The organism is Cupriavidus sp. FW216-B1 (genome assembly GCF_058789195.1).
On the sequence record NZ_JBYTEL010000008.1, the window covers coordinates 1 to 17121 of the forward strand.

General features: G+C 70.6%; 10 protein-coding genes. 6 read left to right on the top strand and 4 right to left on the bottom strand.

The window, feature by feature from the left end; all coding sequences use genetic code 11:
• Window positions 1-43: 43 nt before the first annotated feature.
• The 3 genes from dapD to AC3WXD_RS18060 form a co-directional block, all read right to left on the bottom strand.
• Window positions 44-871: a 2,3,4,5-tetrahydropyridine-2,6-dicarboxylate N-succinyltransferase gene (dapD, locus tag AC3WXD_RS18050; protein WP_020204565.1), complete on the bottom strand. Its 828-nt coding sequence runs from the start codon at window positions 869-871 to the stop codon at window positions 44-46.
• Between the two features lie 56 nt (window positions 872-927).
• Window positions 928-2145 (bottom strand): succinyldiaminopimelate transaminase, encoded by a 1218-nt coding sequence (gene dapC / locus AC3WXD_RS18055; RefSeq protein WP_492324339.1) that lies wholly within the window; start codon window positions 2143-2145, stop codon window positions 928-930.
• A gap of 266 nt (window positions 2146-2411) precedes the next feature.
• Entirely contained in the window at window positions 2412-3215 is an 804-nt protein-coding gene (locus AC3WXD_RS18060) for a ferritin-like domain-containing protein (RefSeq protein WP_020204563.1), read from the bottom strand.
• A gap of 592 nt (window positions 3216-3807) precedes the next feature.
• Between AC3WXD_RS18060 and smc the strand changes: the two genes are divergently transcribed.
• The 5 genes from smc (at window position 3808) to AC3WXD_RS18085 (ending at window position 14799) form a co-directional block, all read left to right on the top strand.
• The gene (gene smc / locus AC3WXD_RS18065) at window positions 3808-7323 is read left to right on the top strand and encodes a chromosome segregation protein SMC (protein ID WP_492324340.1); all 3516 of its coding nucleotides are present in this window, start codon (window positions 3808-3810) and stop codon (window positions 7321-7323) included.
• Window positions 7320-8741, top strand: coding sequence for a cell division protein ZipA C-terminal FtsZ-binding domain-containing protein (locus AC3WXD_RS18070; RefSeq protein WP_492324341.1), 1422 nt, complete (start codon window positions 7320-7322; stop codon window positions 8739-8741). The genes smc and AC3WXD_RS18070 overlap by 4 nt, the downstream gene beginning before the upstream one ends.
• A gap of 39 nt (window positions 8742-8780) precedes the next feature.
• On the top strand, window positions 8781-11246 hold the full coding sequence (gene ligA, locus AC3WXD_RS18075; RefSeq protein ID WP_492324342.1) for an NAD-dependent DNA ligase LigA: 2466 nt from the start codon (window positions 8781-8783) through the stop codon (window positions 11244-11246).
• Window positions 11243-11776 carry a peptide deformylase gene (gene def / locus AC3WXD_RS18080; RefSeq protein WP_020204559.1) on the top strand — a complete coding sequence of 178 codons (534 nt, stop codon included), beginning with the start codon at window positions 11243-11245 and terminating at the stop codon, window positions 11774-11776. Before ligA ends, def begins: the two co-directional genes overlap by 4 nt.
• A 329-nt stretch (window positions 11777-12105) precedes the next feature.
• Window positions 12106-14799, top strand: coding sequence for a tannase/feruloyl esterase family alpha/beta hydrolase (locus AC3WXD_RS18085; RefSeq protein ID WP_492324343.1), 2694 nt, complete (start codon window positions 12106-12108; stop codon window positions 14797-14799).
• A gap of 21 nt (window positions 14800-14820) precedes the next feature.
• Here AC3WXD_RS18085 and AC3WXD_RS18090 read toward each other — a convergent pair whose 3' ends face one another.
• Window positions 14821-15768 carry a LysR family transcriptional regulator gene (locus tag AC3WXD_RS18090; RefSeq protein ID WP_492324344.1) on the bottom strand — a complete coding sequence of 316 codons (948 nt, stop codon included), beginning with the start codon at window positions 15766-15768 and terminating at the stop codon, window positions 14821-14823.
• 176 nt (window positions 15769-15944) lie between these two features.
• Between AC3WXD_RS18090 and AC3WXD_RS18095 the strand changes: the two genes are divergently transcribed.
• Window positions 15945-17105, top strand: a complete 1161-nt coding sequence (locus AC3WXD_RS18095) for a hypothetical protein (RefSeq protein WP_492324345.1) — start codon at window positions 15945-15947, stop codon at window positions 17103-17105.
• Window positions 17106-17121: the final 16 nt, after the last annotated feature.

Below are 17121 nucleotides of genomic sequence, written 5' to 3' on the forward strand. Positions count from 1 at the left end.
CCCCCCCCCCCCCCCCCCCCCCCCCGCTCCGGGCAAGGCGCGATCAGTCGCCGCGCAGCAGGTCGTTCAGGCTGGTCTTGGCGCGGGTCTGCGCGTCCACCTTCTTGACGATCACGGCGCAGTACAGGCTGTACTTGCCGTCCTTGGAGGGCAGGTTGCCGGCCACCACGACCGAGCCCGCCGGCACGCGGCCGTAATGGACCTCGCCGGTTTCGCGGTCGTAGATCTTGGTCGACTGGCCGAGATACACGCCCATCGAGATCACCGAATTCTCCTCGATGATGACGCCCTCGACCACTTCCGAGCGCGCGCCGATGAAGCAGTTGTCCTCGATGATGACCGGGTTGGCCTGCAGCGGCTCGAGCACGCCGCCGATGCCGACGCCGCCGGACAGGTGGACGTTCTTGCCGATCTGCGCGCACGAGCCGACGGTGGCCCAGGTGTCGACCATCGTGCCTTCGTCGACGTAGGCGCCGATGTTGACGTAGGAGGGCATCAGCACCGCGTTCCTGGCGATGAACGAGCCGCGGCGGGCCACGGCCGGGGGCACCACGCGGAAGCCGCCGCGGGCAAAGTCGTCGGCGCTCCAGCCGGCGAACTTGGTCGGCACCTTGTCGTAGAACTGGGCGAAGCCGCCGGCGCTCATCGGCGCGTTGTCTTCCAGGCGGAACGACAGCAGCACGGCCTTCTTGATCCACTGGTTGACGACCCAGTCGCGGCCTTGCTTCTCGGCCACGCGCAGCGCGCCGGCGTCGAGCTGGCCGATCACGTTGGCCACGGCTTCGCGGATGTCGTTGGGAGCCGACTTGGGCGAGAGGCTGGCGCGGTCTTCCCATGCCTGGTCGATCAGGGCTTGCAGTGCTTGCGTCATATGCGTGTTTTCAGTGGTTGATCGTTGTCTACGGTGAAATCCGGGGGGCGCGGCGTTCAGCCGAGCGAGCGGCAGAAGGCGACGATGCGGCGCGCGCCTTCCAGGCATTCCTCGGGCGTGGCCACCAGCGCCATGCGCACGCGGTTGGCGCCGGGATTGACGCCGCCGGCCTCGCGCGCCAGGTAGCTGCCGGGCAGCACGGTGACGTTCTGCTCGGCCAGCAGGCGGGTGGCGAATTCGGTGTCGCTCAGGCCGGTGCGCGAGACGTCGGCCCACAGGTAGAAGCCGGCGTCGGGCAGGGCCACGTCCAGCACCTCGGCCAGCATCGGCGTGACCTCGGCGAACTTGCGCACGTAGGCGGCGCGGTTGTCGCGCACGTGGGCCTCGTCGTTCCAGGCCGCCACGCTGGCGGCCTGCACCGCCGGGTTCATGGCGCCGCCGTGATAGGTACGGTATAGCAGGAATTTCTTCAGCAGGGCGGCGTCGCCGGCCACGAAGCCCGAGCGCAGGCCCGGCACGTTGGAGCGCTTGGACAGGCTGGAGAACATTACCAGCCGCTCGAACGGATGCGCGCCCTCGGCGCGGCCCAGCTTGCGCGCGGCTTCGAGCGCGCCCAGCGGCGGATCGCCTTCCTTGAAATAGATTTCCGAATAGCACTCGTCGGAGGCGATCACGAAACCGTGGCGGTCCGACAGCGCGAACAGCTCGCGCCAGTCGTCGAGCGACAGCACCGCGCCGGTCGGGTTGCCGGGCGAGCACACGTAGACCAGTTGCACGCGGGCCCAGGTCTCGGCCGGAATGCGGTCGAAGGCCGGGGCGAAGTTGCGCGCCGGGTCGCTGTTGGCGAACACCGGGGTGGCGCCGGCCAGCAGCGCCGCGCCTTCGTAGATCTGGTAGAACGGGTTCGGGCACAGCACCAGCGCGCCGGGGCGGCTGGCGTCGACCACGGTCTGGGCGAACGCGAACAGCGCCTCGCGCGAGCCGGTCACGGGCAGCACCTCGGTGGCCGGGTTGACCGCGGGCAGGCCGTAGCGGCGCTGGAGCCACGCGGCGATGCACTGCCGCAGGGCGTCGGAACCGGCCGTCGTGGGATAATTCGCCAGCCCGCCGAGCGCGTCCGCCAGCGCCTGCTTGATGAACGCGGGCGTGGGATGCTTGGGTTCGCCGATACCGAAACTGATCGCGGGCAACGCGGCGTTCGGCTTCACGTTGGCCACCAGCACGCGCAGTTTCTCGAACGGGTAGGGCTGGAGCAGGTCGAGTCGGGGGTTCACGGTCGGGTTCGGGCCGCCAGGGCCAAGGCTCAAAGCCGGACATTATAGAGGATTGGCGGGCGTTCCCGCGCGCGGGGCGCGGGCCTGGCGGGCTTTTCCGGCCGGCCCGCCCAAGTGGCCGCGGCCCGTTCCCTCCCGCATTTTCCCTGCCGTTTTTCCTTTGCCGTCATCGACCGGCCGCCATGCCGGCGGTCTTTTCCGCGTTCATGCGTAACCTGCCCGCCGCATCTGTCCCTGTTTCCAATAGGGCGGGCGCCGGGCCGCGTTCAGTGCAGCACGGCCCGCGACACCAGCGCCACCAGCGGCTTGCGGATGGCGCGCTCGACACCGGCGTGCAGGTCCAGCGGGCGCAGCAGCATCTTCACCGTCATCTCGATCGGCAGGTTGCGGCGGATCACCGCGCTGACGCGGGAATTGAGCCGGCGCACGTCCTTCTGCGGAATGTCCTCGGTGCCGCGCTCGATGCGCAGCACGTTGCGCAGCGCGATCTCCGCGTCCTCGTTCTTGATTTCCAGCAGGCGGCGCACCAGCGCGCCCAGCACGCGCCAGCGGCCGAGCCGCTCGACGCCGTTGAAGGTGTTGAAGTAGCGGTAGAAATGCTTGTAGTGGCGCACCTCGTCGTTGGCGATGCGGCGCGTCAGGTCGCGCAGCACGGGCTCGTCGCTGGCCTGCTCGAGCGAGCGGTAGAGCGCCGCGGTGCCGGTCTCGACCACGCAGCGCGCGGCCATCTCCAGCGCTTCGGAGGGTTCGAAGTTGTCGACCGAGCAGGTGTGGCGGTATTCCTCGAAGAAGCGCGCGTAGCCGCGCTCCCAGTCGAATTCGGGCCACACGTGCTCGACATAGCGCCGCAGCGCCAGGCCGTGCTGCAGTTCCTCGGCTTCCCAGTGCTCGGCCAGCCAGCCGGAGGCTTCCGGGTTGGCGGCGTAGTAGGTGGCGAGGTTGCCGGCGTAGGTGTCGGAGCCGCTCTCGACGAAGGAGGCGGACACCAGCAGGTAGAACAGTTCGCGGTCCGGGCGCACGCGCGCCACGTCGATGGCGGCGAAGTCGATCTCGCCGATGGACCAGGGCATCCGTTTTCTTGCATCGCCGGCGGCGGGGCCGGTCACGCTTTCGTCTGAGTTCGCCGGAATAGAGGCGGTCATGCTGAACACTCCCAGGAGAAGCGCGGAGCAGGGCTCCGCGTTGGGCCGGAGACGCCGTCTGCGTCACCTGCCCGCCGGACAGGGGTTGACTGCAATGGGGCTGACTGCAACGGGGGCTGACTAGTGGGCTGACTGCAATGGGCATCAGGGATCACGCTGACAAGGGAGAGACTAGCACTAACCCTCGGAAGTTTCCCGCCGGTTCCGCGCCGTGCGTTGCCGCCACGCACGGGCGGCCCGCGCCGGGCGCGCGATGTCTGCTCTGAGTGTAGGGCGCGGACCGCACAAAGTGAATCGGAAGGGGTGCAAAGCCGCCGGGGAAACGGCCTCTTCCGCGGCGCCGAAAGGTCGCTGAAAGGTCCCTGAAAGCGCCCGGGCGCGGAAGGGGCGATGGTATGATTAGCGCCAACTATCGGGCACAAGAGCCCGGCGCGCGCCCCAATGCGGCCCGCGCCGCCCGCCTCTGCGCTGGCCCGGCCTCCCTGAACGCTGCAATACCCTAGATACCCCACGACCAACCGTGCGACTGTCCTCGATCAAACTGGCGGGCTTCAAGTCCTTCGTCGATCCCACCAATTTTCAAGTGCCCGGCCAGCTGGTCGGCATCGTCGGTCCCAACGGCTGCGGCAAATCGAACATCATCGATGCAGTGCGCTGGGTGCTGGGCGAGTCACGCGCTTCCGAGCTGCGCGGCGAGTCCATGCAGGACGTCATCTTCAACGGCTCGACCGCCCGCAAGCAGGCCGGGCGCGCCAGCGTGGAGCTGGTGTTCGACAATCCCGACGGCCGCGCCGCCGGGCAATGGAGCCAGTACGCCGAGATCGCCGTCAAGCGCGTGCTCACGCGCGACGGCACCTCCTCGTACTACATCAACAACCAGGCGGTGCGCCGGCGCGACATCCAGGACATCTTCCTGGGCACCGGCCTGGGCCCGCGCGCCTACGCCATCATCGGGCAGGGCATGATCTCGCGCATCATCGAGGCCAAGCCCGATGACATGCGCATCTTCCTCGAGGAAGCCGCCGGCGTGTCCAAGTACAAGGAGCGCCGCCGCGAGACCGAGAACCGCCTGTCCGACACCCGCGAGAACCTGACCCGCGTCGAGGACATCCTGCGCGAGCTCGGCGCCAACCTCGAGAAGCTCGAAGGCCAGGCCGAGGTGGCCCAGCGCTTCAAGACCCTGCAGGCCGACGGCGAGGAAAAGCAGCACCTGCTGTGGCTGCTGCGCAAGCGCGAGGCGCAGGCCGAGCAGGAACGCCACCAGCGCGCCATCGAGCAGGCCCAGATCGACCTCGAGGCGCAGACCGCGCAGTTGCGCCACGTCGAGGCCGAGCTCGAAACCATGCGCGCCGCGCATTACGCGGCATCCGACAATATGCACAGCGCGCAGGGCGCGTTGTACGAGGCCAACGGCGAAGTCAGCAAGCTCGAGGCCGAGATCCGCTACGTGGTCGAGTCGCGCAACCGCGTGCAGGCGCAGATCGCCGCGCTCACCGCGCAGCGCGAGCAGTGGCAGGGCAAGTCCGAGCAGGCCACCGACGACCTCGCGCGGGCCGAGGAAGAGCTCGCCGTGGCCGAGGGCCGCACGGTGGAGGCGCAGGAAGCCGTGGCGCACAAGACCGACGAGCTGCCCACGCTGGAAGCCCAGTGGCGCGACGCCCAGACGCTGTCCAACGAGCAGCGCGCCAGCATCATGCAGGCCGAGCAGGCACTCAAGCTCGAAGCCGCGCAGCAGCGCAGCGCCGACCAGATGCTGCAGCAGCTCGAGCAGCGCCGCGAGCGCCTGTCCGGCGAGGAAAAGGGCCTCGACCGCCCCGACGAAATCCGTCTTGAAGAACTGCGCGCCGAGCTGGCCGAGCAGGAAGCCGTGCAGGAAGAAACGCAGGCGATCCTGGCCGACGCCGAGGAAAGCGTGCCGCGCCTGGACGGCGAGCGCCGCGCCGCGCAGGAGCGCGTGCAGGGCGAGGCCGCCGCCATCGCCGCGCTGGAAGCGCGCCTGTCCGCGCTCAAGCAGTTGCAGGAAAGCGTGCAGACCGAAGGCAAGGTGCAGCCGTGGCTGGAAAAGCACGGCCTGGCCGAGCTGCCGCGCCTGTGGAAGAAGCTCCATATTGAGCCGGGCTGGGAAAACGCGCTGGAATCCGTGCTGCGCGAGAAGCTCGCCGCGCTCGAAGTCTCCAACCTGGACTGGATCCAGTCCTTCCTGTCCGACGCGCCGCCCGCCAAGCTGGCCTTCTATTCGCCGCCGCCGGCCGCGCGCCCGCAGGACACCCCGGCCGGCCTGCGCCCGCTGATGGCGCTGGTGCAGATCACCGAGCCCGGCATCCGCGCCGTGATGCAGGACTGGCTGGCCGACATCTACACCGCCACCGACATGGCCCAGGCGATGGCCGCGCGCGCCACGCTGCCCGAGGGCGCCAGCTTCGTGGTGGCCGAAGGGCACCTGGTGGGGCGCAACGCGGTGCAGTTGTACGCCGCCGATTCCGAGCAGGCCGGCATGCTGGCGCGCGAGCAGGAGATCGAGAACCTGCAGAAGCAGGCGCGCGCGCAGATGCTGCTGTCCGACGAGGCCAGGAGCCAGTCGGTGCGTGCCGACGCGGCCTACACGCACGCCAGCGCGCTGCTGATCGACGCGCGCAGCCGCAGCGAGCAGGCCACGCGCCGCGTGCACGCGCTGCAGATGGACGTGCTCAAGCTGTCGCAGGCGATGGAGCGCTACGCCGCGCGCAGCGGCCAGATCCGCGAGGAACTGGAAGAAATCCGCGCGCAGATCGAGGAGCAGCGCGCCATCCGCGCCGAATCCGAAGCCAGCTTCGAGCAGCACGACGCCGCGCTGGCCGAGATGCAGGCCACCCACGAAGACCACCAGATGGCCTTCGAGGCGCTCGACAGCAAGCTGTCGTCGGCGCGCCACCAGTTGCGCGATTTCGAGCGCGCCGCGCAGGAAGCGCTGTTCGCCGAGCGCAACCTGGCCAGCCGCATCGAGGAGCTGCGCCGCAACATCCAGACCGCCGCCGACCAGTCCGAGCGGCTCGAGCAGTCGCTCGAGGACGCGCGCGCCGAACTCGAGACCATCAACGAGCAGACCGCCCACACCGGCCTGCAGGAAGCGCTGGAGCGCCGCGCCGAGAAGGAGGAGAAGCTCCAGGCCGCGCGCACCGAGCTCGACGCGCTGTCGGCGCAACTGCGCCAGTTCGACGACCAGCGCCTGGCCGCCGAGCGCAGCCTGCAGCCGCTGCGCGACCGCATCACCGAATACCAGCTCAAGGAACAGGCCGCGCGCCTGAACCAGGAGCAGTTCACCGAGCAGCTCACCACCGCCGAGGTCGACGAGGCCGTGCTGGCCGAGAAGCTCACGCCGGACCTCAAGCCGTCCTACCTGCAAGGCGAGGTCACGCGCCTGAACAACGCCATCAACGCGCTCGGGCCCGTCAACATGGCCGCGCTCGACGAACTGGCCGCGGCGCGCGAGCGCAAGACCTTCCTCGACGCGCAGTCGGCCGACCTGGTCGACGCCATCACCACGCTGGAAGACGCGATCCACAAGATCGACCAGGAAACGCGGGCCATGCTGCAAGGCACCTTCGACCAGGTCAACCACCACTTCGGCGAGCTGTTCCCGTCGCTGTTCGGCGGCGGCCAGGCCAAGCTCATCATGACCGGCGACGAGATCCTCGACGCCGGCGTGCAGGTGATGGCGCAGCCCCCGGGCAAGAAGAACTCCACCATCCACCTGCTCTCGGGCGGCGAGAAGGCGCTCACCGCGATCGCGCTGGTGTTCGCCATGTTCCAGCTCAACCCCGCGCCGTTCTGCCTGCTCGACGAGGTGGACGCGCCGCTGGACGACGCCAACACGGAGCGCTACGCCAACATGGTGGCGCGCATGTCCGACAAGACCCAGTTTGTCTTCATTTCCCACAACAAGATCGCAATGGAAATGGCACACCAGTTGATCGGCGTGACGATGCAGGAACAAGGCGTGTCGCGCATCGTCGCGGTCGACATGGACGCAGCGATCTCGATGGCGGAGGCAGCATGACGCTACAGACCGCCCTCATCGTCGCAGGCATCGTCCTGCTGCTGCTGGTCGTGGCCTACAACCAGTGGCAGATCCGCAAGGCGCGCCGCCCGCGCGCGCTGCAGCCCGAGGACGACCTGCCGCCGATGCGCGAGCCGGTGGTCAGCCCGGCGGTGACGCCCGAAGTCCACGCCAGGCTGCACGAGCCGGCCGCCGACCGCCAGCCCGAGCGGCGCGAGCCCACGCTGTCGGCCTCGCCGCTGGACGCGGCCTCGGTGGCCGCCGGCATGGCGGCCGCCTCGGCGGGTTCCGCCGACGCCGACCAGAGCCTGGCGGACGAAGTCGCGCTGGCCGCCTCGCCTGCCGCCGGCAAGGCCGGCCGGCACAAGCCGGCCGATGCCACGGATGCCGCCCATGCCGCCCATGTCGCCGAGGTGCAGGGCGAGACCGCGGACGCGGAACAATCGGCCGGGCATGCCGAAGATGCCGGCGTCGCCGAACCGCATGCGCAAGCCCATGCCGAGGCACATGCGCAAGCCGGCGCACAGGCCGGCAGCGCGCGCGCGCCGCTCCAGCCCGAGCCGCTGGTGCCCGAAGGCCAGCCCGCGCCGGCCGTGATCGATCCGCTGATCGACTGCATCGTGCCGCTGCACCTGGAGCGCAAGCAGTCCGGCGACCGCATCCTGCCGCTGACCGGCCGCCTGCGCCGCGCCGGGACCAAGCAGGTGCACCTCGAAGGCCTGCGCGCCGAGGCCAACGCCTGGGAAGCCGTCACCGCCGGCCACCAGTACGAAGACCTGCAGGTGGCGGTGCAACTGGCCAACCGCGGCGGCGCGCTCAACGCGCTGGAATTCTCCGAGTTCGTCAACGCGGTGGAAGCGCTGGCCGAGTCGCTCGACGCCTCCGCCGAGCTGCCCGACATGAGCGAGACCGTGGCCAACGGCCGCGAGCTCGATGCCTTCGCCGCCGGCTGCGACGTGCAGCTCGGCGTCAACGTGATTTCCGACGGCGCGCCGTGGTCGGCCGCCTACGTGCAGACCGTGGCCACCCAGGACGGCCTGGTGCTGTCGCGCGACGGCACCCGCTTCACGCGCTACCAGGCGGGCGCGGACGGCGTGCAGCGCGCGCTGTTCACGCTGCAGTTCGGCGACACCAACTTCCTGCGCGACGATCTCACGGCCAAGGCCGGGCGCCAGATCACGCTGCTGCTCGACGTGCCGTCCGCGGCACAGGCCACCAAGCCGTTCAAGACCGTGTGCGAATACGGCTACAGCCTGGCGCAGCGCATGGGCGCACAATTGGTGGACGACAACATGCGGCCGCTGAGCGAGGCCTCCTTCGTCGCCATCTTCGGCCAGTTGCAGGCGCTCTACGACAAGCTCGACGCGCGCGGCATGCCGGCCGGCTCGCCGGTGGCGCTGCGCCTGTTCAGCCTGTGATATTTGCCCGCTGATCGGCAGCGGGTCCGGAAACACAATATGAGTCCCAAGCAAGACGGTGCGGCGGCGCAAGCCCCCGCACCCGCCGGCGATGCCCCCGCCGCGCGCGCCGCATGGCTGCGCGCGGAAATCGATCGCCACAATTACCGGTATTACGTGCTCGACGAACCGTCGATTCCCGATGCGGACTACGACGCGCTGTACCGCGAGCTGCAGGCCATCGAGGCCGCGCATCCCGAGCTGCTGACGCCCGACTCGCCCACCCAGCGCGTAGGCGGCCAGGCGCTGTCGGCCTTCACCACGGTGCGCCACGTCGTGCCGATGCTGTCGATCCGCACCGAGACCGACACCGAGAGCACCGGCGCCGAAGCCTTCGACGCGCGCGTGCGCCGCGAGCTCGGCCTGGGCGAGGACGGCGCGCCGGTGGAATACATGGCCGAGCTCAAGTTCGACGGCCTCGCGCTGAGCCTGCGCTACGAAAACGGCCTGCTGGTGCAGGCCGCCACGCGCGGCGACGGCACCAACGGCGAGGACGTCACCGCCAACGTCAGGACCATCAAGAGCATCCCGATGCGGCTCAAGGGCGACGCGCCGCCGGTGCTGGAGGTGCGCGGCGAGGCCTACATGCGCCGCGACGATTTCGACCGCCTCAACGCGCGCCAGCGCGAGGCCGGCGAGAAGATCTTCGTCAACCCGCGCAACACCGCCGCCGGTGCGATCCGCCAGCTCGATTCGGCCATCGCCGCGCAGCGTCCGCTGCGCTTCTTCGCCTACGGGCTGGGCGAGACCGCGGGCTGGGACATTCCGCCCACGCACAGCGGCATGCTCGACGCGCTCGAAGCGTTCGGCCTGCCGGTCAACAAGGACCGCCGCGTGGTGCGGGGCGCCGAGGGGCTGGTGGCCTTCCACCGCGAGATCGGCGAGCGCCGCGAGGCCCTGCCGTTCGACATCGACGGCGTGGTCTACAAGGTCAACCGGCTCGACCTGCAGCGCCGGCTCGGCTTCGTCTCGCGCGAGCCGCGCTGGGCGGTGGCGCACAAGTACCCGGCGCAGGAGCGCACCACCACCGTGCTCGGCATCGACGTGCAGGTCGGCCGCACCGGCGCCATCACGCCGGTGGCGCGGCTGGCGCCGGTGTTCGTCGGCGGCGCGATGGTGTCCAACGTCACGCTGCACAACCAGGACGAGATCGAGCGCCTGGGCGTGCTGATCGGCGACACCGTGATCGTGCGGCGCGCCGGCGACGTGATTCCCGAAGTGGTGGCGGTGGTCGCGGAGCAGCGCCCGCCCGGATTCGATCCGCTCGCGGCGGAGCTGCCCGAGCCGTACCGCCGCTTCGTCATGCCGGACAAATGCCCGGTGTGCCAGTCGCACGTGGTGCGCGAGGAAGGCGAGGCGGTGGCGCGCTGCACCGGCGGGCTGACCTGCAAGGCGCAGCGCAAGGAGTCGATCCGGCATTTCGCCGCGCGCCGCGCGATGGACATCGAAGGGCTGGGCGAGCGCCACATCGACAACCTCGTCGAGTTCGAGCGCATCGCCAGCGTGGCCGACCTGTACCGCCTGACGCGCGACGACTTCCTCGACGTCAAGCGCATGGCCGACGAGCGCGACGACGTGGTGCCCGAGACCGTGGCGCAGGGCAAGATCGCCACCAAGTGGGCTGACAACATCCTCGAAGGCATCGCCGCCAGCAAGGAACGGCCGCTGGCGCGCTTCCTGTTCGCGCTCGGCGCGCGCCACGTCGGCGAGTCCACCGCCAAGACCCTGGCCGACTGGCTGGGCCGGCTGGCCTGGGTGCGGCGCGCGCCGCTGCCGCTGCTGCGCGTGCTGCCGGACGTGGGCGAGGTGGTGGCCGAGTCGATCTACGAATTCTTCAAGGAGCCGCGCAACGAGACGGTCATCGACGACCTGCTGCGCTACGGCGTGGTGCCGGTCGAAGGCGGCCGCCCGCTGCCGGCGCTGGCCGACAAGCTCGCGCTGCCGGTCTTGCTGGCGGCGCTGGGCGTGCCCAAGCTCACGGCGCTGCGCGCCGAGCAGCTCGCGCAGGACCTCGACAGCCTGGACCAGCTCGCCGACGCCAGCGCCGAATGGCTGGCCGAGCGCAAGCTGCCGGCCGACGCGCTGGCCTCGCTGCAGGAATTCCTCGGGCGCGAAGGCGCGCGCGGGCAGCTGCGCGATCTCTCGGCGCTGCGCGCCGAACTGCTGGCCGAACTGCCCGCGCCCGACGAGGTCGCGCAATCGCCGCTGGCCGGCAAGACCTTCGTGCTGACCGGCTCGCTGCCGACGCTGTCGCGCGACGAGGCCAAGGACAAGCTGGAAGCCGCCGGCGCCAAGGTGGCCGGCTCGGTGTCGAAGAAGACCGATTACGTGGTGGCCGGCGCCGAAGCCGGCAGCAAGCTGGAGAAAGCGCTCGCGCTCGGCGTCACGGTGCTCGACGAGGCCGCGATGCTGGCGCTGCTCGCCGGCGCCGCCAACGAAGCAGAACCCAACGGAGAACAATCATGATCCGCGACATCCTCAAGATGGGCGATCCGCGGCTGCTGCAGGTGGCGCGGCCCGTCACGCGCTTCAACACGCCCGAGCTGCGCACGCTGATCGACGACATGTTCGACACGATGGACCATGCCAACGGCGCCGGCCTCGCCGCGCCGCAGATCGGCGTGGACCTGCAGGTGGTGATCTTCGGCTTCGACCGCAACCCGCGCTATCCCGACGCGCCGACGGTGCCCAAGACGGTGCTGATCAACCCGGTGCTGACGCCGCTCGGCGACGAGCAGGAAGAAGGCTGGGAAGGCTGCCTGTCCGTGCCCGGCCTGCGCGGCGTGGTGCCGCGCTTCACGCGGCTGAAATACACCGGCTTCGACATGATGGGCGCGCCCATCGAGCGCGTGGCCGAGGATTTCCACGCGCGCGTGGTGCAGCACGAATGCGATCACCTGCAGGGGATCCTGTACCCGATGCGGGTGAAGGACTTCACGCGGTTCGGCTTCACCGAAGTGCTGTTTCCCGAGCTGCCGCCGAACAGCGACGACTGAGCGGAAAACCCGCTGCCCGCGGGGGCGCTCTGCATTCCCCGCAAACCTTCGTCAGCCGCGGGTTTGCTCCCCTCTCCCGCGAAGTGGGAGAGGGGCCGGGGGGAGAGGGGCCGGGGAGAGGGCGGGCGCTTGCGAATGCCGCCGTGCCGGAAAAACCGTCGGCTCCGTTTCTCGCCCCGGAGACCGCGAAAAGCCAGGCCCCGCCGCATTTCCATATCCGCTGAATATGGAAATGCCACTTTCCATATATTTTACCTGCGCCCCGCGCGGTGCTACCGTCTCGCTCCACATCCCGGGCCATTTCAACCGGGAGCCTAGGAGGAGACAAGATGAAGACCGTTCGTTGCGGCCGCGCATTGGCGTGGCCGGTATTGGCTGCCGCGCTGTCGGCCAGCCTGCTGCTCGGCGGCTGCGGCGGGGACGACGCCGCCAGCGCCAGCGCCGGCCCGGCCGTGCCGGGCGGCACGGCGGGCAACGGCTCGCCCGCCACGCCGGTGGATCCCGGCTCGCCCTCGCTGTCGCCGCAGGATGCCTGCACGGCGCTGGCCAGCGCCACGCTGCCGGCTTCCGCGCTGGCGCTGCCCAATGGCGGCGTGCAGGTGGCCTCGGCCACGCTGATCGCCGCCGATGCCGCCGGCAACACGCTGGGCGAGTACTGCGCGGTGCGCGGCCAGATCCGGCCCGTGGACGCCAGCGCGCCCAGCATCAACTTCGCGCTCAACCTGCCCACGGCCTGGAACGGCAAGGCCATCCAGTTCGGCGGCGGCGGCTTCGACGGCAAGCTGATCGACGGCACCGAGACCGTGCGCTTCGCGCTGCCGGACGACCCGGCGCCGCTGGCGCGCGGCTACGCCACCTGGGGCGACGATTCCGGCCACCAGAGCGGCAGCATCACCGACGGCACCTTCGCCGCCAATGACGAGGCGCTGGCCAACTACGGCGGCGACACCCTCAAGAAGACCCACGACGCCGCGCTCGCGCTGCTCAGGCAGCGTTACGGCCGCGCGCCGGACCGCGCGTATTTCCTCGGCACCTCCACCGGCGGGCGCGACGCGCTGAGCTACATCCAGCGCTGGCCGGCCGACTACGACGGCGTGATCGCCAACGAGCCGGCGCTCAACTACACCGGCACGCGCCTGTCGAACGTGGCGGTGGGCCGCGCGCTCTACCTCAACGGCGGCGCCGGCTGGCTCAACATCAACAAGACGCTGCTGGTGCAGAGCGCGGCGATGGCCGCCTGCGACCGGCTCGACGGCGCGGCCGACCAGGTGGTCAGCAACGTGGAAGGCTGCCGCGTGGGCGCCATGCAGGTGCTGGCCGGCCTGCGCTGCCCGGGCGGCACCGATGCCGGCGACACCTGCCTGTCCGATGCGCAGATCGACACCGTCAAGACCATCGAGAACCCGCTGCAGCTGAGCTACCCGATCGCCAACGGCGTCACCGTGGCGGGCGGCTACAACCTGCTCGAAGGCGCGCTGGTGGCGGGGCCGTTCACCACGCGCGACCTCGGCACGCGGGCGGTGCCGGGCAATCCGGCCACCACGGCGGACGCCAACGTCTACCTGACCGGCGACCAGTGGGTGAAGTATTTCGTCACGCGCGTGGCCAGCTTCGACTCGCTCACCTTCGACCCCGCCAGCCCGGGCGCCTACACCGCGCGCGTGCAGCAGGTCTCGGCGCTGACCGACGCCACCAACCCGGACCTGTCCGGCTTCCTCGGCCACGGCGGCCGGCTGATCCTGCTGCACGGCCTGGCCGACGAGGTGATCAGCCCCAACTCCACCATCGCGTGGTTCCAGGCCGTGACCGGGCGCGTGGGGCAGGCCGCGGTGGACCAGGGCATCCGCTTCTACACCGTGCCCGGCATGGGCCACGGCACCGGCAGCTTCCTGCCGGCGTGGAACTCGCTGACCGCGCTGGAGAACTGGGTGGAGCAGGGCGTGGCGCCGGGCACCCGCACGGTGATGGACACCAACGCGCAGACCTACGGCCGCGCGCGGCCGCTGTGCCAGTACCCCTCGTGGCCCAAGTACAAGGGCTCGGGCAGTCTCGACGCCGCCATCAACTACAGTTGCGCCGGCAGCAGCGGGCCGCCGCAGTCGTGCCTGAACCTGCCTGCGGCCGTGACCAGCTACAAGGGCGGCAACATGCTCGGCGAGGAACTGACGGTGCGCCTGGACCCGGCCACGCTGAACTACACCGTGACCATCGACGCCAGCCTGCAGCGCGCCGGCGGCACCGCGCGCAGCGGCACGCTGGTGGCGCAGGGCGGCTGCACCTTCTCCAGCGGCGAGAACGGGGCCTTGTTCACGCTGACCGGCGGCGGCGTGATGCTGGGCGGCGTGGCCAACGCCACCGGCGCGGGCTTCGCGCCGCTGCTGGCCTTCGAGAACGTCAGCAGCGACTACAAGGCGGTGGCCGACATCTACAACGTCAACGGCATCCAGTACGCGGTGGCGGGCGGCGCGGCCAGCGTGGTGAACGGCTCGGCGCGGCTGCGCTCGTCGGCGGCGACGTGGCAGACCTGCGCGGACCCCGTCACCGGCGGCTTCATCACCTACGACGCGGGCTGCACCGCGACCACCAAGGGCTATATCGCCTGGAACAGCGCGCGCAATGCCTTCGACTACTTCGTCGGCGGCTCGCCCACCGCGGGCGGCGGCACGCTGAGCGGCTCGCTGATCAGCGGCATGGTCAACGGCAAGCCGGTGCCGCTGGTGCTGACGCGCTCGGCCACGGCCTACGGCATGCACTTCTACGCGCCGCAGCCGGCCACGCTGCCGCTGGCCGCGGGCGCCGCGGACGGCGCCTACCGCGTCAGCGTGAGCGACGGCACGCAGCTCAACGCCGACCTCGCGGGCCTGGCCATCACGCGCGGCAGCGCCAGCGGCACGCTGACCTACAACCAGCCGGTGCTGGGCGTGATCGGCGCGGCCGGCGCGGTGAGCGGGGCGTACACGGTGAGCGGCGGGGTGCTGTCCGGCACCGGCACCGGCAGTTTCGAGCTGGGCTTGCTGTACTGAGCCGGGCGCGCGCCGCGGGCTTCAGGCGGCGCCCGCGGCCGGCTTGCCGCGGCGGCGGTAGCGCGCCGCGGTGCGGTGGGTCAGCGCGACCAGCGCGGCGCAGGCGGGATTGTCGTCGTTCTCGCGGTAGACCAGCGTGAGCGGGGCGCGCAGGCGGTCGGTTTCCTGCATCGGCAGGTAGGCCACGCCGTGCGGGTTGAGGCCGGCCATCGAGGCCGGCACCACGCTCACGCCGGCACCGGCCGCCACCAGGTTGAGGTTGCTCAGCATGCGCTCGACCTCCACGCCGATGCGCGGCGTGAAGCCGAGCTGCTCGCACACGTTGAGCAGGTCGCCGTACATGCCCGGCGCGCCGGGCCGGCGCACCAGGATGAAATCGTCGCCGGCCAGCGCGCGCAGCGAGACCGGCCCCTGCGCCGCCGCGCCGCGCTGGCGCAGCAGCGGATGATCCAGCGGCAGCGCGATCACCATTTCTTCTTCCAGCAGCAGATCGAAGCGCAGCCCGGCGGGCCGCTCCACCGGCGCGCGCAGCAGCGCCACGTCCAGGTTGCCCGAGGCCAGCTGCTCGGTGACTTCGGCGGCATTGCTCTCGCCCAGCTTGAGCGCGATGCCGGGGTGCTGGCGGCGGCAGGCGCGCAGCACCTCGGGCGTGAGCTTGTGGGCGGCGGCCGAGCTGGTGAAGCCGACCGAGAGCGAGCCTTCCTCGCCGCGCGCCATGCGCTGCATGCGCTGGCGGGCCTGCTCCAGGCGCGCGAAGACGTCGAGCACGTCGGCGCGCAGCGCGCGGCCGGCGGCGGTCAGCGCCACGCCGCGCGGCTGGCGCTCGAACAGGATCACGCCCAGCTCGGTTTCCAGCGCCTTGAGCTGCTGCGACAGCGGCGGCTGCTGGATGCCGAGCTGCTCCGCGGCGCGCGTGATGTGGCCGGTTTCGGCCACCGTGAGGAAATAGCGGAGGTGTCTCAGTTCCATTGCCGGGTCCGGTGGTTCTTGCGCCATGACATATTCATAAAATATGCCGTAGCGAGAAAGCATATATTTTACATTCGGTAGCGGCCGGCTTAGCATGATCCGGTGCGCTTTTGCGAACAAAGGTCCGCAAGGACGGAAAGCGGGCGCCCGTGCGCCGCTGCATCGGGAGACAGGACATGAAGAGCTTGCGTCGCGCGCTGTGCGCATTGGGCCTGCTGGCCGCCGCCGCCCAGTTCGGCTGCGCCGCGCCCGGGCCGGACGGCGCCACCGCGGCCTCCGCGGTGTCCGCTGCCGCGGACGCGGAAGAGACCGAGGGCCCGGTCGACAAGGCCGCCGCGGCCGCCGTGCGCTGGCAGCGCGTGCGGCTCGGCAGCGGGGCGCGGGCCTACGATTTCCCGGTCTACGCCAACCATGCGCTGGACGGCGACCTGCGCCGCATCCGCGAGGTCGTCTTCGTGCAGCACGGCTTGCAGCGCAACGGCGACGATTATTTCGTGGCCGGCGCGGCGCTGCTCAGGCAGACCGGGCGCAACCCCGACGAAGTGCTGCTGCTGGCGCCCAACTTCCCCGGCACGCCCGACCGCAACAAGGGCTTCGGCAACATGCCGGTGTGGAGCGTGCAGGGCTGGATGAGCGGCGAGAATGCCGTCGGCGGGCCGGTCCCGGTCAGTTCGCTGCAGGTGCTGGACGATCTCGTCGGGCTGGTCACGGACAAGTCCCGCCTGCCCGCCGTGACGCGCGTCACGGTGGCCGGGCACTCGGGCGGCGGCCAGCTGGTGCACCGCTACGCGGTGCTCAACAATGTCGACGAGCGCATCCGCGCGTCCGGCATCGACCTGCGCTACGTGGTGGCCAACCCGTCGTCGTATCTCTATTTCACGCCCGAGCGCCCGAGCGGCAGCGGCTTCGCGCCGTATGACGCCGCCGTCTGCGCGGACTACGACAAATACCGCTACGGCATGCGCGACATCGTGCCCTACGCGCGGGGCGCCACCGGCGACGCGCTGTTCCGCCGCTACCGGCAGCGCCAGGTGACTTACCTGGTCGGCGCGGACGACAACGATCCCAACCAGCGCGTGCTCGACAAGGCCTGCGGCGCCGAGGCCGAGGGGCCGACGCGCCTGGCGCGCGCGCGTGGCTACCTGCGCTACGAAGCCTGGCTGGGCGCGAGGCCGGGCGGCCCGGCGGCGCCGGCGCGCCACCAGGCGTTCGAGGTGATCGGCGTGGGCCACAACCAGAGCCGCATGCTCGGCTCGCAGTGCGGGGCCAGGGCCGTGTTCGGGCTGGCGGAGTCGGCCAATGCCGGGGGCGCGGCCTGCCGCGCGCCGCGGCTGTAGCGCGTCTCCGGCCACC

Coding starts and splice junctions, on each gene's coding strand:
- dapD (WP_020204565.1), bottom strand. CDS start 871: ATGACGCAAGCACTGCAAGCCCTGATCGACCAGGCATGGGAAGACCGC.
- AC3WXD_RS18060 (WP_020204563.1), bottom strand. CDS start 3,215: ATGCCCTGGTCCATCGGCGAGATCGACTTCGCCGCCATCGACGTGGCG.
- AC3WXD_RS18070 (WP_492324341.1), top strand. CDS start 7,320: ATGACGCTACAGACCGCCCTCATCGTCGCAGGCATCGTCCTGCTGCTG.
- ligA (WP_492324342.1), top strand. CDS start 8,781: ATGAGTCCCAAGCAAGACGGTGCGGCGGCGCAAGCCCCCGCACCCGCC.
- def (WP_020204559.1), top strand. CDS start 11,243: ATGATCCGCGACATCCTCAAGATGGGCGATCCGCGGCTGCTGCAGGTG.
- AC3WXD_RS18085 (WP_492324343.1), top strand. CDS start 12,106: ATGAAGACCGTTCGTTGCGGCCGCGCATTGGCGTGGCCGGTATTGGCT.
- AC3WXD_RS18090 (WP_492324344.1), bottom strand. CDS start 15,768: ATGGAACTGAGACACCTCCGCTATTTCCTCACGGTGGCCGAAACCGGC.
- AC3WXD_RS18095 (WP_492324345.1), top strand. CDS start 15,945: ATGAAGAGCTTGCGTCGCGCGCTGTGCGCATTGGGCCTGCTGGCCGCC.